The organism is Pseudoalteromonas citrea, from assembly GCF_000238375.3.
GTDB classification, from domain to species: Bacteria; Pseudomonadota; Gammaproteobacteria; order Enterobacterales; family Alteromonadaceae; genus Pseudoalteromonas; species Pseudoalteromonas citrea.
Genome location: NZ_AHBZ03000012.1, coordinates 565038 through 585011, shown reverse-complemented (window position 1 = coordinate 585011; position 19974 = coordinate 565038). Strand labels below are relative to the sequence as shown.

The 19974-nt window shown below is 38.4% G+C and carries 17 protein-coding genes; 13 read left to right on the top strand and 4 right to left on the bottom strand.

Going from position 1 to position 19974, the window contains the following annotated elements; all coding sequences use genetic code 11:
- Positions 1 to 117: 117 nt before the first annotated feature.
- The 3 genes from wecA to PCIT_RS02655 all read left to right on the top strand — a co-directional run bounded on the left by wecA (position 118) and on the right by PCIT_RS02655 (position 3827).
- Positions 118 to 1194, top strand: a complete 1077-nt coding sequence (wecA, locus tag PCIT_RS02665) for a UDP-N-acetylglucosamine--undecaprenyl-phosphate N-acetylglucosaminephosphotransferase (RefSeq protein ID WP_010361442.1) — start codon at positions 118 to 120, stop codon at positions 1192 to 1194.
- 108 nt (positions 1195 to 1302) lie between these two features.
- The gene (locus PCIT_RS02660; protein WP_010361443.1) at positions 1303 to 2691 is read left to right on the top strand and encodes a lipopolysaccharide biosynthesis protein; all 1389 of its coding nucleotides are present in this window, start codon (positions 1303 to 1305) and stop codon (positions 2689 to 2691) included.
- Positions 2688 to 3827 (top strand): TDP-N-acetylfucosamine:lipid II N-acetylfucosaminyltransferase family protein, encoded by a 1140-nt coding sequence (locus PCIT_RS02655; protein ID WP_010361444.1) that lies wholly within the window; start codon positions 2688 to 2690, stop codon positions 3825 to 3827. Before PCIT_RS02660 ends, PCIT_RS02655 begins: the two co-directional genes overlap by 4 nt.
- Here the strand turns inward: PCIT_RS02655 and rffA are convergent.
- The 4 genes from rffA to rfbB are packed head-to-tail and all read right to left on the bottom strand — an operon-like array spanning position 3824 to position 7567.
- Entirely contained in the window at positions 3824 to 4963 is a 1140-nt protein-coding gene (gene rffA, locus PCIT_RS02650) for a dTDP-4-amino-4,6-dideoxygalactose transaminase (RefSeq protein ID WP_010361445.1), read from the bottom strand. The genes PCIT_RS02655 and rffA overlap by 4 nt on opposite strands.
- Entirely contained in the window at positions 4960 to 5655 is a 696-nt protein-coding gene (gene rffC / locus PCIT_RS02645; protein WP_010361446.1) for a dTDP-4-amino-4,6-dideoxy-D-galactose acyltransferase, read from the bottom strand. Before rffC ends, rffA begins: the two co-directional genes overlap by 4 nt.
- Positions 5645 to 6514: a glucose-1-phosphate thymidylyltransferase RfbA gene (rfbA, locus tag PCIT_RS02640; RefSeq protein WP_010361447.1), complete on the bottom strand. Its 870-nt coding sequence runs from the start codon at positions 6512 to 6514 to the stop codon at positions 5645 to 5647. The genes rffC and rfbA overlap by 11 nt, the downstream gene beginning before the upstream one ends.
- 9 nt (positions 6515 to 6523) lie before the next feature.
- The gene (gene rfbB / locus PCIT_RS02635) at positions 6524 to 7567 is read right to left on the bottom strand and encodes a dTDP-glucose 4,6-dehydratase (protein ID WP_010361448.1); all 1044 of its coding nucleotides are present in this window, start codon (positions 7565 to 7567) and stop codon (positions 6524 to 6526) included.
- Positions 7568 to 7784: 217 nt separating this feature from the next.
- Between rfbB and PCIT_RS02630 the strand changes: the two genes are divergently transcribed.
- The 10 genes from PCIT_RS02630 to PCIT_RS02585 all read left to right on the top strand — a co-directional run bounded on the left by PCIT_RS02630 (position 7785) and on the right by PCIT_RS02585 (position 18733).
- Positions 7785 to 8717: a Wzz/FepE/Etk N-terminal domain-containing protein gene (locus PCIT_RS02630; RefSeq protein WP_162144425.1), complete on the top strand. Its 933-nt coding sequence runs from the start codon at positions 7785 to 7787 to the stop codon at positions 8715 to 8717.
- Positions 8718 to 8731: 14 nt separating this feature from the next.
- A complete protein-coding gene (locus tag PCIT_RS02625; protein ID WP_010361450.1) occupies positions 8732 to 9931 on the top strand; it encodes a glycosyltransferase family 4 protein in 1200 nt (399 codons plus the stop codon).
- Positions 9924 to 10475, top strand: a complete 552-nt coding sequence (locus tag PCIT_RS23210) for a DapH/DapD/GlmU-related protein (protein ID WP_010361451.1) — start codon at positions 9924 to 9926, stop codon at positions 10473 to 10475. The genes PCIT_RS02625 and PCIT_RS23210 overlap by 8 nt, the downstream gene beginning before the upstream one ends.
- A complete protein-coding gene (locus PCIT_RS02615) occupies positions 10475 to 11749 on the top strand; it encodes an O-antigen ligase family protein (protein WP_010361452.1) in 1275 nt (424 codons plus the stop codon). The genes PCIT_RS23210 and PCIT_RS02615 overlap by 1 nt, the downstream gene beginning before the upstream one ends.
- The gene (locus tag PCIT_RS02610) at positions 11746 to 12627 is read left to right on the top strand and encodes a glycosyltransferase (protein WP_010361453.1); all 882 of its coding nucleotides are present in this window, start codon (positions 11746 to 11748) and stop codon (positions 12625 to 12627) included. The genes PCIT_RS02615 and PCIT_RS02610 overlap by 4 nt, the downstream gene beginning before the upstream one ends.
- Before the next feature lies 1 nt (position 12628).
- Positions 12629 to 13714, top strand: a complete 1086-nt coding sequence (locus PCIT_RS02605; RefSeq protein ID WP_010361454.1) for a glycosyltransferase family 4 protein — start codon at positions 12629 to 12631, stop codon at positions 13712 to 13714.
- Positions 13714 to 14901, top strand: a complete 1188-nt coding sequence (locus PCIT_RS02600; protein WP_010361455.1) for a nucleotide sugar dehydrogenase — start codon at positions 13714 to 13716, stop codon at positions 14899 to 14901. The genes PCIT_RS02605 and PCIT_RS02600 overlap by 1 nt, the downstream gene beginning before the upstream one ends.
- Positions 14902 to 15070: 169 nt before the next feature.
- Complete coding sequence (locus PCIT_RS02595) at positions 15071 to 15781, top strand: WecB/TagA/CpsF family glycosyltransferase (RefSeq protein WP_010361456.1); 711 nt, start codon at positions 15071 to 15073, stop codon at positions 15779 to 15781.
- Positions 15782 to 15811: 30 nt separating this feature from the next.
- Positions 15812 to 17230 (top strand): mannose-1-phosphate guanylyltransferase/mannose-6-phosphate isomerase, encoded by a 1419-nt coding sequence (locus PCIT_RS02590; RefSeq protein ID WP_010361457.1) that lies wholly within the window; start codon positions 15812 to 15814, stop codon positions 17228 to 17230.
- Between the two features lie 27 nt (positions 17231 to 17257).
- Positions 17258 to 18733 (top strand): phosphomannomutase, encoded by a 1476-nt coding sequence (locus PCIT_RS02585; RefSeq protein WP_010361458.1) that lies wholly within the window; start codon positions 17258 to 17260, stop codon positions 18731 to 18733.
- Positions 18734 to 19974 lie beyond the last annotated feature (1241 nt).

Here is a 19974-nt window from a genome sequence, read left to right as displayed (position 1 = left end):
TTTTTGTATTTGTGTATTGGCAAGGGTTCTCGGAAGTTGGTAGAATCACTTTGATAAATCTTACGTGCTGGTGAAGTTCATATTTTACTAGTGTAGATACTTCTTTCCGTGGTCTATATGAACGATATTCTTTTAATTACAACGATTGCTATATTTTTAAGCTCATTCGTCAGTTTGTTTGTGTTTCGAAAAGTAGCGAAAATTATTAACTTAGTCGATGTACCGACTAATCGAAAAGCGCATCAAGGCGAGATCCCACTAGTTGGAGGGCTTGCTATTTTCATCGTTGTACTCAGTTTTGTCGCGATTTCCCCGTCTGCGTTAACATCATCATCTGTTTATGTTTTCTGCGCCTTAGCTTTATTGGCTTTGGGAGTTTTGGATGACTATTTTGATGTTAGTTTTAAGTTGAGATTAATTGTACAGCTTTTGATGACTTTCGCCATGATGTATCTGGCAGATTTACAGCTTACAGCATTACCTAACGTTTTTGGGCCTTTTGACATTCAACTGGGATTGTTTGGCGCTATTTTAACTGTAATTGCCGTTATTGGGGCTGTTAATTGTTTTAATATGATTGATGGTATTGATGGACTATTGGGTGGTATTGCGACAGTCACATTTGGTTCAATGTGCTTGTTATTTTATATTGCTGGCGATGTGGATAGCGGGTTGCTTTGTTTAGTGATTGTGGCCGCGACTATCCCATATATTTTGATGAACTTAGGGGTTCCGCTGGGGCAGCGATTTAAAGTATTTATGGGTGATGCGGGCAGTACGGTAATTGGCTTTACGGTTGTTTGGATGTTAATCGAAGGCTCACAAGGTAACGACATTGCATTTAGCCCTGTAACGGGATTGTGGGTTGCTGCTGTCCCTATCATGGATGCTATTTCTACTATTTGCCGCCGCATTAAAAAAGGGCAGTCTCCGTTCAAACCTGATAGAGAGCATCTTCATCATATTTTAATGCGCTTAGGGCTAAGCCCTAAGCATGCGCTTATAGCAATATGCTTGTTTGCATTGTTGTTAGCTTCCTTTGGTATTAGCGCTGAAGTACTTGAAATACCACATTATGTAATGTTCTGGCTTTTTGTTGTCGCAACGTGTACTTACTATTATTTCATGAGCCACATTTGGCGTATAACGGTACGAATTAGAAAGTACTTCAATATTACGACTAAGTATAGATAGTCTATTTAACTGCTTGAGATAGAATGGTGACATTCAGCTTTGCAGCCCTATTGTTGCGTTAAATACTGACCATATAGTCGATTTTTAGCCCGAAATAACTAGAACTTAATGAAATTAAAAACGATCTTATCTTTTGCAGCTGGGCCTATCATGGCGTCAGGGTTGGGGCTTATTACTGTTCCTCTACTCGCGTGGCTTTTTCCAAAGTATGTTGTTGGTCAGGTGGCGCTTTTTAATTCCTTAGTTGCCGGTGCATGTTTGGTGTTAACCCTTGGTTTTGATCAAGCTTACGTAAGGGAATACGCTGAATCAACGAACTCAAAACAATTACTAAAGAGCTTATTACTGCCTGTATTTGGATTACTGATTGTTATATTTATATTACTTGTAGCTAGCTTCTCTTATTGGGTCCCCCTGGCTCTAAAGGCTAATGATAATAAATTGGTGATAGCCATATTGGTAACAATGGCTATTGTTTTCTCGATTTTTTATCGTTTTTGTTCATTAATAATACGTATGAAAGAGCAAGCAATTGCTTTCTCTGTATTACAAATTATGTCAAAGGCAGCAATACTTTTCGGGTTGTTGTTTGTTTTTTTATTTGAACTTCCTACAGACACAACATCTGCTATTGGTGTTTTTTCCTCAGCATTGGTTTTTAGTGCTGCTATAGCTATTTGGTTATGCAGAAAAGTCTTATATTCTGCATTTTTCACACCTTATTCTAAAGTGATTGTATTACAAAGTTGCCGCTTTGGTTTACCTTTGGTGATATCGGGTTTCGCGTTTTGGCTATTGATTTCAGTTGACCGATTTATGTTAGCTGAATATGGTTCAGTTGAAAGTGTTGGTGTGTACTCTGTTGCATTAAGTTTTGCGGCAGTGATGGGGGTATTACAGCAGGTGTTTTCGACAATATGGACGCCAAAGGTTTATCAGTGGAACAAAGATGGTGTAGATGTTAGTGCTTTTTCTAAAGTTATAAATATGAGTACATTTGTATTGGCAATTGCATTTTTTACTTTGTTATTATTCTCCCCTCTCTTAACGTTTATTTTGCCTCATTCCTACTCTCAGGTTGTTTTTGTTTTACCTCTGTGTGCAATGTATCCGCTTTTTTACACGCTTTCTGAAACAACCGTAGTAGGTGTTAATATTGAGAGAAAAACGCACTGGTCAATTCCAATTACATTGTTTCCCGTTTTAATTAGTATCAGTGTCGCTTACTATTTGATCCCTGACTACTATGAGCTTGGAGCAGGCGTTGCTTTAGCATCAGGGTTTCTACTCTTTTTTATTGCTAGAACAGAAGCCTCTCGATTTTTATGGCAGCGCTTTGCTATTACAAAGGTATACTTTACAGTTTTAATCGTATTCTTGAGCGGATTGTTACATGCTTTTCAGGCTTTTGAACATTTTTTTGTCGTACCATTAATTGGAATTATGATGGTTATCTTTTTATATTTTAAAGAATTAAAGAGTTTCAAGGTATCATGAAGAATATACTGCATTTAATGACAAAGTTACCGGACAAGTATAATAGTAAGTACGTCGAGTTTGCTAATCATGCGTTACCTGATTATAACCATACATTTATATGTTTGGTATCTGGATCAGGTTTAGATGAAAGCCTTAATCAGCTTAATTCGGTTAATATTATTAACTTGAATAATAGAGGTAAGTTGGTCAAGTGGATAGACGTTTGTAAGCTGCTAACAAGTAAACAATATGATTTAAATATATTTCATGGGTTGTTTTATACAGGGCCGTTCTTGATTTTTTTGGCTGCTATATTTAGGGTTTTCTCTATCGGGGAAAAAACCCTTTGGATGACGTGGGGCGGTGATATTTACTATTTCCAGAATAGGGCCAAAACTTTTTCTGGATGGCTTAATGAGCAATTTAGAAAGTCAATAATTAAGCGTTTTTCATTTATATCATCTCCGATCAAGGGAGAGGTTGATTTGGTAAAGTTAACTTATAAATCAAATGCAATTGAGTTTTCAACACTCTACCCAAATCCGCTTCCTTATCTGGACATCACAGCAGAACATTCTGTTATTGTTCAAGATGAAAAAGTACACCTTATGATAGGTAACTCAGCTGATCCTCAAAATAACCATTTAGCTATCCTTGAACAGATATCGCACTTGCGAGGAAGTGTTAAGGTTACTTGTGTTCTATCATATGCCAATGTTGATAGTTGCTACACAGAAGCTGTTATTAAACAAGGGGAGGCGCTCTTTTCTGATGATTTCTATCCAATCAGAGATTTTATGGCTCCTGATGACTATAGCCAATTATTGTCAGGTGTGGATATAGCAATTTATTACCACAATAGACAACAAGCAATGGGAAATATCTATCAGTTTCTATATCTGGGTAAGAGTGTCTTTGTTCGAAGTGATACTTTATCAAACCAACATTTAAAGCTTTTAGGCTTTAGAGTTTGTGACAGTGAAAAGTTATCACAAGTCTCTATTGCTGAATTACAGGCTCTAAAACAGGATTCATATGAGCGTAAGATTGAAAATCAAGGCATTATTAATGAGTATTGTTCAGACCGCGTAGCTAAAAAGCTTTGGGACGAAGCTTTATTATACATATTTGCGCTATTAAAAAAGAGCGATTAATCGCTCTTTTTAAAGAATAGCAAAATAGAGTTTATAACACTTTCCACCTCATTCTTTTCTAGATTATAAAAAAGAGGCAGTCGGAGCAATTTTTCTGATTCAATAGTCGTATTGTTATCTTCACCATGTAACCGTCCAAACTTCTTCCCTGCTGGGCTTGAGTGCAGTGGGATGTAGTGAAATACGGTTAATATATTTTCTGCTTTGCAATGCGCTATAAGGCTACTTCTGATGTCTTGACTATTTAGCCTAATAAAAAACATATGTGCATTATGAGTACTGAATGCTGGAATATAGGGTAATTTTATATGGCCAGCTTGCTCAAGAGGTTTTAGCGCTTCGTAATACTGTTGCCATATTGAGAGCCTCTTCATGTTAATGTTTTCTGCATTTTCAATTTGGGCAAGTAAATAAGCAGCTTGAATTTCTGAAGGTAGGTAACTTGACCCAATATCTTGCCAAGTATATTTGTCGACGTGACCACGAAAGAATTGGCTTCGATTCGTGCCTTTCTCTCTGATAATTTCTGCCCGTTGAAGCAATTCCTTATCATTTATCAGTAATGCGCCCCCTTCACCACCTGAAGTATAGTTCTTTGTTTCATGAAAGCTATAGCATCCAATATGGCCGATGGTGCCTAGGTAGTCAGTTTTGTACTTTGCCATGACACCTTGAGCGGCATCCTCGATTACCCAAATGTTATTTTTTTGAGCTAATGCCATGAGCTTATCCATATCACAGCTGATGCCTGCATAATGGACAGGAACAATGGCTTTTGTTTTCGAAGTAATGGCGCGTTGCACTGCGTCTATGCTCAAATTCATAGTGTCAGCGTCAACGTCGACGAAGACAATTTTTGCCCCTCGCAATGCGAATGCGTTTGCTGTTGATACAAAAGTGTAACTAGGCATGATTATTTCATCATTTTCGCTAGCATCTATTAAAATAGCTGCAAGTTCAAGTGAAGCGGTACAGGATGGTGTGAGGAGTACTTTATGGGCGTTGAATTTAGACTCCATAAGTTCACTCACTTTTCGAGTAAACCCTCCATCTCCACATAACTTGTTACTTTTTATTGCTTCCTCGATATAGCTGAGCTCTAGGCCTGTTACAGGGGGTTTGTTAAAAGGGATCATTTATAAAACCAGTAAGAAATTTTTTCAGGTAAAAAACCTTGTTTTAGATATGCGTTAATGGCTACTGTATTTGATAACTGAGTAGCAACATTTAGCTCGTTACATTCATTTTGAATCGAATAGGATATTGCTTGCTGCAAGAGACGCCTGCCTACTCCCATACCTTGATGTTCAGGCTTAACTGCAATTAAGCCAATTCGAGCCTTGGGACCAAGCACTTTAAGCGTGATAAAGCCAACAACTGAATCTTGCCTACGTTCTACGAGGCAGAGATCGTCATGTTGCGCATAATGTGCTTTTTCTACCCAGGTTTTATAAAGTGCAGAGCGGGCACTGGGCTCATACCAAGGAGAACGGTAACGAGATAGCAATAAAGCTTCTTGAGCGATACTTTTTAGTGCGTCTACGTCTCGCTCTGTTGAAGGGAAGAGTTGTGTTTGTAAAGTGTTTAAATTTAATTCTAAACTCAGATCCATTTCGCCCTCAACAAACTTAAAATTAAGCGTGTTGAGGAGGTTTATTTTATCACTATCTTCAGATGACACTTTACACTGAATTATATCAAAGTCAGTTAGTGCCGGAGGTGGGTCACTAGGCTTCGATGCAGGGAAGCTAAGTTGCCCTATCTTTTTTTTAAAAAAGTCACTGTCCCAGCTTAGTTTTGTTACGAGCGGAGCTGCATCACTTCCCATTTGCAATATCCATCAAATAATGGCCATAGCCCGATTTTAGCAATGGTGTGGCATAGTTAATCAGGTCATCTTTGCTTAACCATTGATTTCTATATGCAATTTCTTCTAAGCATGCAATCTTGTATCCTTGCCTATGCTCTAAGGTTTGTACGTACTGACTGGCTTCCAGTAGGCTATCATGAGTACCGGTATCGAGCCAGGCAAACCCTCGACCCAGTAATTGAACTTGCAGTTTCCCTTGTTCTAGATAAGCATTATTAATGCATGTTATCTCTAATTCACCTCGGGCTGAAGGCTTAACACTTTTCGCTATGTCTACCACACTATTATCGTAAAAGTATAATCCAGTAACTGCCCAATTTGATTTAGGAACACAGGGTTTTTCTTCGATGCTTACAGCTGATTGTTTGTCATCGAATTCTACGACACCAAAACGCTGAGGGTCTTTGACTTGGTAACCAAAAACACAGGCTCCGCTCTTTTGTGTGGTAGCTAGAGCAAGCTTTTCCGCAAACCCTTGTCCATGATAAATGTTATCTCCAAGTACCAAGCATACACTGTCATTACCAATAAATGACTCGCCAATAATAAAGGCTTCTGCTAAGCCATTAGGGTGTTCTTGCACTGCGTACGTCAAATTAATACCAAATTGCTCACCATTACCGAGCAAGTTTTTAAAGCTAGCTAAGTCATACTCGGTAGTGATAATTAAAATGTCTTTTATTTTGGCAAGCATTAGAACCGATAAGGGGTAATATATCATTGGCTTATCGTACACAGGTAGTAACTGTTTAGAGACGCCTTTCGTTATCGGATAAAGACGGGTTCCTGAACCGCCAGCAAGTATAATACCTTTCATACTTTTTCCTTATAAACCTTCATTTCGGTAAGAACCATCAAGAATACTTTGCCACCAATCGCTATGCTCTAAATACCATTGTATGGATTTTCTTATACCGGTCTCAAAACTCTCATCTGGGGTCCAGCTAAGCTCTTGGGCAATTTTCGTAGCATCGATTGCATAGCGTTTATCATGTCCGGGACGATCTGTTACGTGGGTAATTAGATCTTTGAAGTCTGTTATGTTTTTGGGCTTTTCTACAACAAGTTCATTCAATATATCGCATATGGTATGGACTACTTCTAAATTACTTTTCTCGTTATGACCACCAATATTATATGACTCTCCGTCTTTACCATTGAGCGCAACCTCAACAAGTGCTTTTGCATGGTCTTCAACGTAAAGCCAGTCTCGTATTTGAGAACCATCGCCATAAATTGGCAAATTTTTACCTGATAGGGCATTTAATATAGTGACAGGTATTAGCTTCTCAGGAAATTGATAAGGCCCATAATTATTTGAGCAATTAGACAAAACGATTGGTAGATTATATGTTCTGCCCCAAGCTCGAACTAGGTGATCTGAAGCTGCTTTAGATGCAGAGTAGGGCGAACTAGGTGCATAGGGGGTACTTTCTTCAAATAGGTTATCTGTACCATGTAAATCACCAAAAACTTCATCTGTAGATACATGATGAAATCTAAAGTGGTGCTTTTCAGCACTGAGGCAATAACTACGTGATACTTCTAACAGGTTAAAAGTACCAATGATGTTTGTATTAATAAATTCACTCGGCCCAGAGATAGAGCGATCAACATGGCTTTCTGCTGCAAGGTGCATGATTAAATCAGGTTGGAATGATTCAAACACCTCTTCTAAAGCTTGTTTATTACATATATCAACTTTCGAAAACGTATATTGCTCATGTAAGGCCACTTCGTTAAGTGATTGTAAATTGCCTGCATACGTCAACTTGTCTAAATTAAGCACTTGGTGATCTGTATTGGCAATAAGGTGTCGAATTACCGCAGAACCAATAAAACCAGCTCCTCCGGTGACAATAACGTTCATAAAACTAAATCCTAACAATTGAAATGGGAATACAATGGTATGAGTGTCGCGTGTCGATACATTCTACATGAGAACATAATTAAGCTCAATTTAAGGATTTTTCCGATAGTTTGTATATTTAAGGTACTGTCATGCTATTTATATGAGAACCTATTCAGCAAAGTTATATTTTTTTGCTATACTACCTGCCATTTTATTTCTTGTTATGCAGCCAAATATGGAGAACAGTGCACAAGTGAAATCAAATTATACAACTATAGATGGCACATTTATGCAGTTATTCAGGTATAAGTGGTTGATTGCTATCGGTACTTTTTTATCAGCTTGCATAGCAGTTGCGATCGCTTTGAAACAGCCAAATGAATATACAGCAAAAGTTATTTTAATGCCCGTTGACTCACAAGAAGGTGGTGGGCTTTCTCAATTAGCGGGTCAGTTTGGTGGTCTTGCGAGTATGGCTGGTATTTCTCTCGGTGGGGCGCAAGGCAGTGACATAGAAGCTGCGCTAGCATTTATGAAAAGTCGAGGTTTCTTACAGCCATTTATTGAGCGACGAGAGTTGTTACCTGAGTTACTGGCATTAAAAGGGTGGGATGAGAAAAAAGAAACACTCATATATGATCCTGAAATTTATGATTCAGAAAACAAAAAGTGGCTATTAGTTGATAAGGATGGTGAACTCAAGAATATGAAAGCTTGGGATGGTTTTGAGTCCCTTTTATTTTCATTTCAAGTGTCTCACTTAAAAAAGAAAGGGATTGTTGAGCTTGAAGTTACAACGCTTTCTCCTGAATTATCAAAAGATATTTTGACTTGGCTAGTTAAGGATTTGAATGAGTTTTGGAAATTACGTGATACAAAGAAATCCTCAAATACGATTGAATATCTACAAGACAAAGCAAATGAAACAAATGTTAGCGAGTTGAGAACCATGTTTTATGAGTTAATTGCAGAACAGACTCGTAATAAGTTGCTGTCTTCTGTGAGTGAGTTTTATCTTTTAGAACCGCTGTCACCGCCTGTTTATCCCGAGCAAAAGTCAGGCCCCTCTAAAGCGTTAATATGCGTAGCTATTACCTTTTTGGGCGGTTTATTGTCTATGATCATTGCGCTTATACTTGCGCTTCGAAGCAACTCAGATAAATCTTAAGGGCTGGTTAGCATATGAATAATAGTGGTCAGCCTAGTGTGGTCATTACGAGTAACCAATATAGACCAAATATTGGGGGAATTGAAAACTCATTGTACCACTTGGCCCAAGAATATAGAGCGATGGGTTATCAAGTCATTATTGTAACCAGTGATTTAAACCCCGACAATAGTACATTACCTGAACTTGAAGAAGAGCAAGGGGTGCGCATTTATCGATATCGCTCATGCCAAGGAACTGGGGCTTTTGGCTTTATTAAACATATAAATAATGCGTATCGTGTATATAAAAAAGTATTATCTTTATACTCACCAGACTTTACTGTCTGTCGGTTTCATTTTAATTTATTGATTTTGAAATATGCAGGTTACAAAAATATCGTTTACCTTGTCCCCGGAGTTGTTAAGAATGAAACTCGGGCTAGTTATCAGGTCGAAACAACTTTAACGAGAAGAATAAAAAGTGGGTTGTCATTCTCACTTCATAAGGTGATGCAATATTTTGCAACCAAATTTACTGATCAGCTATTTGTATTTAGTGAAAACATGCGTGAGCAAGTTTTAACCATTTCAAGCTTGAATAATATTAAGATATGTAAGCCTGGTGTAAGCTTGGAGCGATTTCAAATTTGCGATGAAAAAGAAAAGGCTAACCTCAAGCTGGCCTTAGGCTTAGATGCTAATAGAAAAGCATTTTTATGTATTGGTCGATTTGTAAAAGCTAAAGGCTTTGAAACAGCGATAAAGGCATTCGCAGAGCTGAGACATGACAGCGCTCAATTGTGGATGCTTGGAGAGGGGCCTTTAGAGGCTGAGTTTAAGGTGCTTGTAGCTGAACTAGGGGTTGAAGACAAAGTGCTTTTTTTAGGAAAGCAGGCGCAGCCTGAAGCTTATTATAAAGCAGCTGATTTCTTTATTATGTCATCGACCTATGAGCCGCTTGGTCAAACTATATTGGAAGCTTTAGCATCTGGCTTACCAATTGTTGCAGCGCATTCTGGTCCACAAGTGGTTACCGCAACTTCAGAGATCCTAACTGATTCTGATAACTTGTTATGTAGCGAATACTCAACATCACATTTTGGTGAGCAATTTACTGAGTGTATGAACATGACGTCAGATAGATATCTAAAAATTCAAAAAAGTAACCGAAATTTGGCTGAAACACGGTTCAGCTGGTTTAAATTAGCTGAGGATTTACGTCATCATGTATAAGCTTTTAGGGACTTACTATAGCTTACGAATTGCCAATACTCTGTTAAAAAGTAACCGTTTGGCTGCAGTCGTTGCTAAATTAGGTTACCAACTGCAAGTTGCTAGGTATGAAAAGAAGGGAGCTTCAATAGGTAAAAATAGCCAGCTAATATGTTGTACTCTTTCGTCGTCATCTAAAGGGGACCGATTTTTTATAGGTGATAATTGCACGATAACTGGGGTGACGTTATTAGCACATGATGCTTCACCAACACTTTTTATTGATGAACTCATAAATAAAAAAGAAAGTTACCTACCGGGTGCAAGGCGTTCATATCGCGACCCGATCACTATTGGCGATAATGTATTTATTGGTTGGGGAAGTATTGTTTTACCAGGGGTTAATATCGGTAGTAATGTTGTTGTTGGAGCCGGTAGTGTGGTGACAAAGGATATCCCTGATAATGTAGTTGCGGCTGGAAACCCTGCAAAAGTAGTTAAAAGCACCGAAAGATATGTTGAATCGTACCGGGAAAAATTGATGCAATATCCGGAAAGATTTTAATGCTTAAGTCTTTAATTTTGAGAGAAGAGCAACCTGGTACGTTGCATGTCTTGATTTGTTATGCAATGTCGCTCTATTTGCTGGCTGATATTGCGAGTGGTTTTACGGTATTGCAACTCGGCATCGATCTGAAAATTTCATTATTGTATAAGCTTCCTTTGTTTTGTACGTTGCTTTTGTTGTTACTTACATTAAATGCTAAGTATTTTCTTTATATGATGGTTTTGTTCTTTGTCTTGACTTTGAGTCCAACAATTCAATTACTATCCCGAACTGATGCTGCATTATTTATAGCTGACTTTTCACGTGCGACAAAATTACTCATGCCTATGAGTGTATTTCTGTATTTTGGACTCATGGCTCAGCGCTGGCCTCAATTTTCAGAGTATTGGATAAAGCGTATACTTTTATGTAACTTTACTATTTTATGCTTTAACTTAATTATTGGTTTGTTAGGGTTTGGGCGCCCGAGTTATGTGTTAGGTGAGGATGAAACGGCTGGTTCAAATGGCTTTATTTATGCTGCCAATGAACTCGGAGCAACGATTGTTGTTTTATTTTGTTTTGCTTTGCATATGTGTTGGAACCATTATAAGCGATGGTACTGGCTTGCTGCTATCTTATCATTATTTGCGGGTATTACGGTTGCGACAAAAACTGCGATGTTAGCATCTTTTCTTATCGTATTTATTATTCCATTAGCAAACGAACGAGAGCGTTTTTTTAAGTTTACTAAACTTAAAGCAGCTATATTTATACCCGCTTCAACTGTGCTTACCATTGTTATTATAATGATCGCTGATTTACTTAAATCAATTGGTTTATATGAACGAGTGATGTGGGTTTTTAACCAAAAAGGTATTGTAGGTATTATTTGGTCTGATAGGGAAAAGTTTGCAAAAGATATCTTAGAAGTTTATTTCAATAGTTTAGAGTTTTGGCAGCAGATTATAGGGGTCGGTAGTTCAGGTATCGCTGTATATATTCCCCGTAAATATGCGGCCGAAATTGATCTGATAGATACATTAATGTGGTTCGGCTTTTTTGGTGCATTTTTATGTTTGTTTTTTTACATTAGTATTTTTGTTAAAGCAGCTATTAACTTTCGCAACGCAACTTGCCTCTATAGCCCCGCAGTACTCGTTGGAAGTTTTATATTACTAATGTTATCTCAATTGAGTGGCCATATTTGGATTTCAGGTACATTAGGTATATCGTTGGGAGCGTTTGCTTCATTGCTTTGGTTAGATGAAAGGCGTGAGGTAAGCCAATGAGCATGAATCAACCTCTAGTTACAGTATGGTTACCAACCTGCAATAGATTAAGTCTGTTAAAGCGAGCGGTAGACTCTGTTTTATCACAAAGCTATGAAAACATAGAGCTGTTCATTGTCGATAATGGCTCTACTGATGGAACTTCTGAGTATTTAACTCAATTGGCACTCGATCATAATAACGTTAAATATCACTGTTTTTCTGAAAATAAAGGGGCGTGTGCTGCACGAAACTTTGCTATTTTAAATGGTACAGGTTTATTAGCGACAGGCTTAGATGACGATGATGAATTCTTGCCTAATAGAGTCGAAAGCTTAGTGGAGTCTTTCGAGCCAGAGTTTTCATTTGTCTGTAGTAGCTACGCTTGGGATTACGGTAAATACCGAAAACATTTATTGAATACTAATAAGGTTATTGAACTTGGATCGCAATTGAACTTTAATCAAGCGTCTAATCAAGTGTTAACTTACAGAAAGAGGTTAATTGAGGTTAACATGTTTGACGTTGATATTATTTCTTCGCAAGATTGGGATATTTGGACTCGCTTAATTATAACGTTTGGTAAAGCAAAGCGTATCGCTGAACCTTCATATATTGTTCACACTGCCCACGATAAACCAAGGATCACTGATAGCTTAAATAATAAAGTAAAGGGCCTTGAGCAGTTCTATTCGCGCTATAAGCACCATATGACGGATGAAAATAAGAAATGTTTTGCATTTTTGCTCCATTATAGTCGAGGTGATAAAATACGGCTTAATGATGTCAAGCGCTTTTTTTGTAAACCAATCGCCTATAAGTTATGCAAAGCATGGTTAGCATCACAGTTTCCGTCGCTGGCAAAAAAACGCTTAAACTATTTAAAAAAAGATATTTAGTGTGAAAAAAATTTGTTTTATTTCTAATATGTTTCCTTCGGTTAAGGATCCTTCGTATGGTAGTTTTGTTGGTAAGAGTCATAGGCAACTCCAAGACGTTGGGTTTGAAATAACAGAAACGGTTGTCATCGACCAAAGGGCAACAGGGCTTACAAAGCTACGGCTGTACCTTTCTTTTATTTCTAAAGGGATGAAAAGCTTATTTCAGAAAAACTATGATTTTGTTTACTTTCATTATTTGACTTATTCGACACTGTGCTTGTTGCCGTTTTTATTTTTAAGTAAGCCTAAGTATATTATCAATATTCATGGTGATGACCTTGTCGGTTGTTCTTGGGTGCATAAAGTGATGGGTACTTTCTCAGGTGTGATTTTAAAACATTGCGTTGCAGTTGTTGTACCATCTGAACATTTTAAACAAGAACTGATAAAGCGGTTTAGCTGGTTTAAAGAGCATAAAGTTATAGTGTCACCGTCAGGAGGGATTAACTCGGAGATATTTTATCCGATGCATAATAATGAACTTGCGGGATATAGCCTGGGTTATATATCCAGAATTGATGAAGGGAAAGGGTGGCCAGAGCTTTTACAAGCGATTGCAAAGCTAAAGACATTAGCCCCTGCGTTATATGACAGGATCTCTCTCGATATGTATGGTACAGGTTCTCAAGTTGAACAAATGAAACAGCTTATCGGTGAATTGCAATTAGAAGGTACTATTATTTACCATGGTGCAGTTTCACAGCCGGAGCTTGGTGAAAAGTATAGACAGATGACATGTTTTGTTTTCCCAACGCATAGAGAAAGCTTTGGCTTAGTTGCTGTTGAGGCTATGTCATGTGGGTTACCAATATTAGCCAGTAATGTAGCGCCGGTGAATGACATTGTTCAAAATGGGCGAAATGGACTGTTGTTTAATGTTAAAGATGCTGATTCATTAGCAAAGGCTATAATTGAATTCTTTGATTTAGAGCTAGCTGAGCGATTGGACCTATCACGTGAGGCCTATTCTAGTACAAGAGAGTTTCAAGCGCCTTTGGTTGCGGAACAACTTAAACATGATTTAGTTAAGGTAATAAAAAATTAATGGCTGAACAAACAAGTAAAGTTAAAGTAGCTGTAGCAGGTACTGGGTATGTAGGGTTATCGAATGCACTGCTCCTTGCACAGTATAATGACGTTGTCGCTTACGATATTGATGAAAAGAAAGTGGCATTACTTAATGAGCAAATATCGCCAATTTTGGATGAAGAGATATCGGCGTTTTTGAAATCTCAATCATTAAGTTTTAAAGCAACGCACGACAAAGAGCTGGCGTACGCAGGTGCCGACTATATTGTGATAGCCACGCCTACAGACTATGATCCAGAAACTAATTACTTTAATACTCAATCGGTGGAGTCGGTAATTGAAGACGTTCGGGCTATTAATCCGGATACAACGATCATTATTAAGTCAACAGTGCCTGTTGGTTATACGGCATCACTTCAAAATAAAAATCTAGATTTAGAAATTCTATTTTCTCCTGAGTTTTTAAGGGAAGGCCGGGCTTTGTATGATAACTTGTACCCATCTCGTATAATTGTGGGTGGTGAGCATAAGCATGCTAAGTTGTTTGGCCAGCTGTTGTCGCAAGGTGCAGCTAAAGAGGATGTGTCGGTGTTGTTTACAAATTCAACAGAAGCTGAAGCCATTAAGCTATTTTCTAATACCTATTTGGCAATGCGAGTTGCCTATTTTAATGAGTTAGATAGCTACGCTGAAACACATGGTTTAGATTCAAGGCATATAATAGAAGGGGTTGGCTTAGACCCAAGAATTGGCTCTCATTACAATAATCCGTCATTTGGGTATGGTGGTTATTGTTTACCCAAAGACACTAAGCAGCTTTTAGCCAATTATCAAAACGTGCCTAATAATATGATAGCAGCCATTGTCGATGCGAATACAACGCGAAAGGACTTTATAGCAAACTCAGTATTGGCAAAAAAGCCAAAAGTGGTCGGTATTTATCGACTGGTAATGAAAACTGGATCAGATAATTTTAGGGCCTCAGCCATACAAGGCGTGATGAAGAGAATAAAAGCTAAAGGGATCCCTGTTGTTGTTTATGAGCCTAGCTTTGAAGGGGATTCCTTTTATCATTCGCGGGTAATGAAATCGTTGCAAGAGTTTAAAGCTACGTCAGATGTAATCATTTCAAATAGGATGGTTGACGAACTATTAGATGTCAAAGCAAAAGTCTACACACGAGATATATTTGGTTGTGATTAATATTACTCCTCTTAATTATGTTTATTGAGGTATTTTGTCCTTGTGCTGGTATTGAGCAAGTGCTGTAATTGGCTATTTTACGTGATGGTCATTGCTCTTGTAATGATTTATGTTGTTGCTTTTGAGTATTGAAAGTAATTTTTCGAAATGTTTAGTAATGGGTAGTACAATGAAATCGCAGTTTTTTGGCTTGAATTTTCGCGGGTTAAATTTAAAAGATGTTTTAACATTATCAGAAGAAATCAAGTTTATTGTTACAGTTAACGCTGAATTTGTGATTGAAGCCCACAAAGATGAAAGTTTCAAAGGCATTGTAAATGATAACATATCGACACTTGACGGCCAGATCCCCTTTTTTTTCGCAAAGCGAAAAACGGATAAAATAATTGATAAAATTAGCGGTTCTGATTTGATTTTTAACGTTGTTAAAAATGCGTCAAATAAGCATAAAGTATTTTTGTTAGGCGATAAGCCTGAACATAATGCTAAGGCTGTTGAGGTTGCAAAAAGTCAGTATGGCTGCAACTGTTACGGCTACTCACCTGAGTTCGAACCTTTTCCATTTTCAATGCAAACAAATAAAAAGATTTGTGATGAGATAGAGCAGGTTCGCCCGACTTATTTATTTGTTGCATTTGGCGCTAAGAAGCAGGAGTTTTGGATTCAAGAACATCTGGAGTTTTTGGAAAAAACGGGGGTTAAGTGGGTAGTTGGCTGCGGTGGCAGTATTTCTTTTTTATCTGGAAATGTAAAAAGGGCCCCGAAAATAGCGCAAAGGGTTGGGCTTGAAAGTGTATTTAGGCTTTTGCAAGAACCAAAACTATTCAGATTTGTTAGGATTTTAAAGAGTTTTGCTTTTTTTAAATATGTATTTAAATAAAGTATTCTCGTAATATTATATGAGTTCAAGATGGAAAATTTAAATATTTGCCCAGTTATTATGGCTGGCGGCTCTGGCACACGGCTATGGCCTTTATCCAGGGGCAATTATCCAAAGCAATTTCTTTCACTGGCTGATGGTTGTGAAACAATGCTGCAAGAGACAATATTGCGCTTAGACGGCATCGCAGATCACCCCCCAATGTTGATCTGCAATGAGGAACATCGCTTTATTGCCGCAGAGCAACTTCGGCAAATAGATAAAAAGCACAGTGGAATTTTTTTAGAGCCTGTAGGGCGAAATACAGCCCCTGCTATTGCATTAGCTGCTTTTCAAGCATTAGAAGCTAATAATGATCCTTTACTTTTGGTACTTGCAGCAGATCATGTTATTGATAATGTTTCTGCTTTTCATCACTCAATAAAAATGGCTGTTGAGCATGCTGAATCAGGAAAGCTGGTCACTTTCGGAATTGTTGCTAATGCCCCTGAAACTGGGTATGGGTATATAAAAAAGGGCACTCAACAAGGTAGTGGTTTCATTGTTGAGCAATTTGTTGAAAAGCCTGATAGAAAAACGGCAGAAGACTATTTGAAATCAGGCGAATACTGCTGGAATAGTGGGATGTTCTTATTTCGAGCAAGCCGTTATCTTGATGCATTGAATTCATGTCGGCCTGATATTTTTGAAGCATGTAAAAAAGCAATTGGGATACAAGTACGCGATTTAGATTTCATTCGTATTGATAAAGAAGCCTTTATAGCGTGCCCCGATGAGTCGATTGATTATGCTGTTATGGAACATACCTCTGACGCAGTGGTGGTGCCAATGGATGCTGGTTGGAACGACATTGGCGGATTTGAAGCATTATGGCAGGTTTCTAAAAAAGATACCAAAGGGAATGCTGTGACAGGGGATGTTCACCTTGTTAATTGTGAGAATTCTCTAATTCATACAGAAAGCAAACTAGTCGCAGCAATTGGAGTACAAGATTTGATTGTTGTAGCGACAAAAGATGCGCTGCTTGTCGCTGATAAATCTCAAGCACAAAATGTGAAGTCAATCGTCCAATCATTGAAAGATGGTGGGAGAAAAGAAGTTAAGTTTCATCGTGAGGTATACAGGCCTTGGGGTAAATATGATTCAATAGATAGTGGTGAGCGGTTTCAAGTTAAACGTATCACAGTAAAACCTGGAGCGAAATTGAGTGTACAAATGCATCACCACCGTGCGGAACACTGGATTGTTGTTTCAGGAACGGCTAAGGTCACAATCGACAGTGTAGAGCAATTTTTGACTGAAAATGAGTCTGTGTATATTCCAATTACATCGGTACATGCCCTAGAAAACCCAGGTAAAGTGAACTTAGAGTTAATTGAAGTTCAATCTGGCAGTTATTTGGAAGAAGATGATATCGTTCGGTTTGAAGACAGGTATGGCCGCAGTTAAACAAAAAACTAAAAGGTTTTGAACGTTATGTTAGTGAGTTCAGAGGTTATTAAGCAAAGCGGTGTTGCTTTTGGTACAAGTGGAGCTAGAGGTTTAGTAGAAAGTTTATCAGAAAATGTCTGTGCTGCTTTCACTGTTAACTTTATTAATGCAATGCGTACGTCTTTTGATTTTAATGAAGTGGCGATCGCAATTGATAATCGACCAAGTAGCCGAATGATGGCTCAGGCGTGTTCGCAAGCATTATTACAACTTAATATTAAAGTAATGTATTTTGGTGTTATTCCGACTCCTGCGCTGGCGTATAGTGCGATGCTCGATGGTATACCTGCAATTATGGTTACTGGTAGTCATATCCCGTTTGATCGGAATGGGCTTAAGTTTTATCGGCCTGATGGCGAAATATCAAAACAAGATGAAGCTAACATACTCAATGCCAATGTTGAATTTGAACCACTCGAAATGTTGTGTGACTTGGATGTAAGCCAAGTTGCTGAAACACGCTATATAAAGCGATATACATCACTATTTAATAGCAAGATTTTAAGTGGTAAACGTATTGGAATTTATGAGCATTCAAGTGCCGGGCGCGATTTATATTCTAAAATATTCACAGAACTTGGCGCTGAAGTTATTGCGCTTGGAAGAAGCGACGAGTTTGTTCCTATAGATACGGAAGCCGTTTCAGCTGAAGATAAAAAGCGAGCACTTGAGTGGGTTTATGAATATCAGCTCGATGTGCTGTTTTCTACGGATGGAGACGGTGATAGGCCATTGGTTAGTGATGAGCAGGGCGAGTGGTTGAGAGGCGATATACTCGGTCTTTTATGCGCTAAAGCACTTAATATAAGCACTTTAGCGGTGCCTATTAACTGTAACAGTGCTATTGATTTGAGTGGTGCTTTTGCTCATGTTACTCGAACAAAAATTGGTTCACCTTATGTTATTGAAGCATTTAATAACCCACATACAGGTGATGCAAGAACTGACCTAGCTAGTTGTATTAAAGGGTCTGTCAACTTGGCTGGTTTTGAAGCTAACGGCGGGTTCTTACTTGGCTCATCTGTTCAATACAATGGTGAATTACTAAGTGCTTTGCCTACAAGAGATGCTTTACTACCAGCGCTGGTGGTGTTGGTCGAAACTATTTTACAAAAAAGTGCTCTATCTTCTTTGGTTAAAGGGTTGCCAAGTTGTTATACCGCCAGTGACCGCTTGCAAAATGTACTACCTATGATAAGCAAAAAGTTACTGATAGAGGCAGAGTCAAACCCCGTTGCTTTTTTAGATATGCTAGGGGTTGAGGTTCGGCAAGGTATTGTAGTAAAGACTAATACCTTAGATGGTTTAAGAATGCATTTTAATAATGGCGAATGCTTACATATTAGGCCTTCTGGCAATGCTCCTGAATTACGTTGCTATGTTGAGTCAAACTCAAAGCAACTAGCACAAAACTTATTATTAACTGCGATGGCTGGCCTTGAAAAAAGACTTCTAAACTAGGCTAAGTTGACTCTATATCAATTAGCGGACTAATAATGGCTTGATAAATCAACTTCATCAAGAGCTTCACAAGATGAGCGAGCAATCAATGCTCGCCTATCTTAAAAATGTCAAAATCACCAGTTTTGTGGCTGTAGGCGAGGCTTCATGCCTCGCATGTCTTCATGCTTTGCAGTTATTCAGGTGATACACCTTACCTCTGGCCATACGCCTCGCCGGCTTAGATTTTTACCTAATTCTTCAGGCATTACCCCAAATTCAATGTCAACCCTATTCCTGAAAGCAAAACCTCTGTGATAGAACTTACAAAAATCAATCAACCACCTCACAAAATAAGCGAGCAATAAATGCTCGCCTACCGCAAACGCACCAATTACCACCGCCCCCGTAGGAGAGGCTTCATGCCTCGCATGTTTTAAGGTTTTATGCCACATGTCTTAAGGCTTTGCATTTTTTCAGGTGTAGCAGCTCACCTTTGATCATACGCCTTGCTGGCGTCAAGTATTACCCCAAACTCAATATCTCTATATTTCAAGACAAAACCACCGTCATGGAATTTACAAAAACCAATCAACCACGCTTACAACACAAGCTAGCAATAAATGCTCGCCTACCGTAAACGCACCAATTACCAACGGCCCCGTAGGAGAGGCTTCATGCCTCGCATGTTTTAAGGTTTTATGCATCACATGTCTTCAGGCTCATGCCTTGCATTTATTCAGGTGAAACACCTTACCTTTGACCATGCGCCTCGCTGGCTCGGGTTTTTAACTATCATTTCAGGCATTACCCCAAACTCAATACTACTCCTATTCCTGAAAGCAAAACCACCGTCATAGAATTTACAAAAATCAACCAAATACCTCAAAACACAAGCGAGCAATAAATGCTCGCCTACCGAAAAATGCATCAATTGCCACAATCACCAACCCTACCGCTGTAGGCGAGGCTTTATGCCTCGCATTTTTAAACGTCTCGAATATTTATGCTTCACACCCCACATTATTTCATGTTCTGCTCACCAATCACCTCTACACACCATCTAAATCCACTTAAAGCGCCACCCAATTCAAAAAACAATTTGAGCTCTAATCCAATCGTATACCATTATTTTAATTTTATGCACACTAGCTCTTTACAACTCAACTTAGCGAACTATAATGTGCGACAATTAAATTGTATTCTTTTTGGCAGGCTATGGATTGCTGCAATATTCTAAACCTTTTACTACGTGCTAGGCT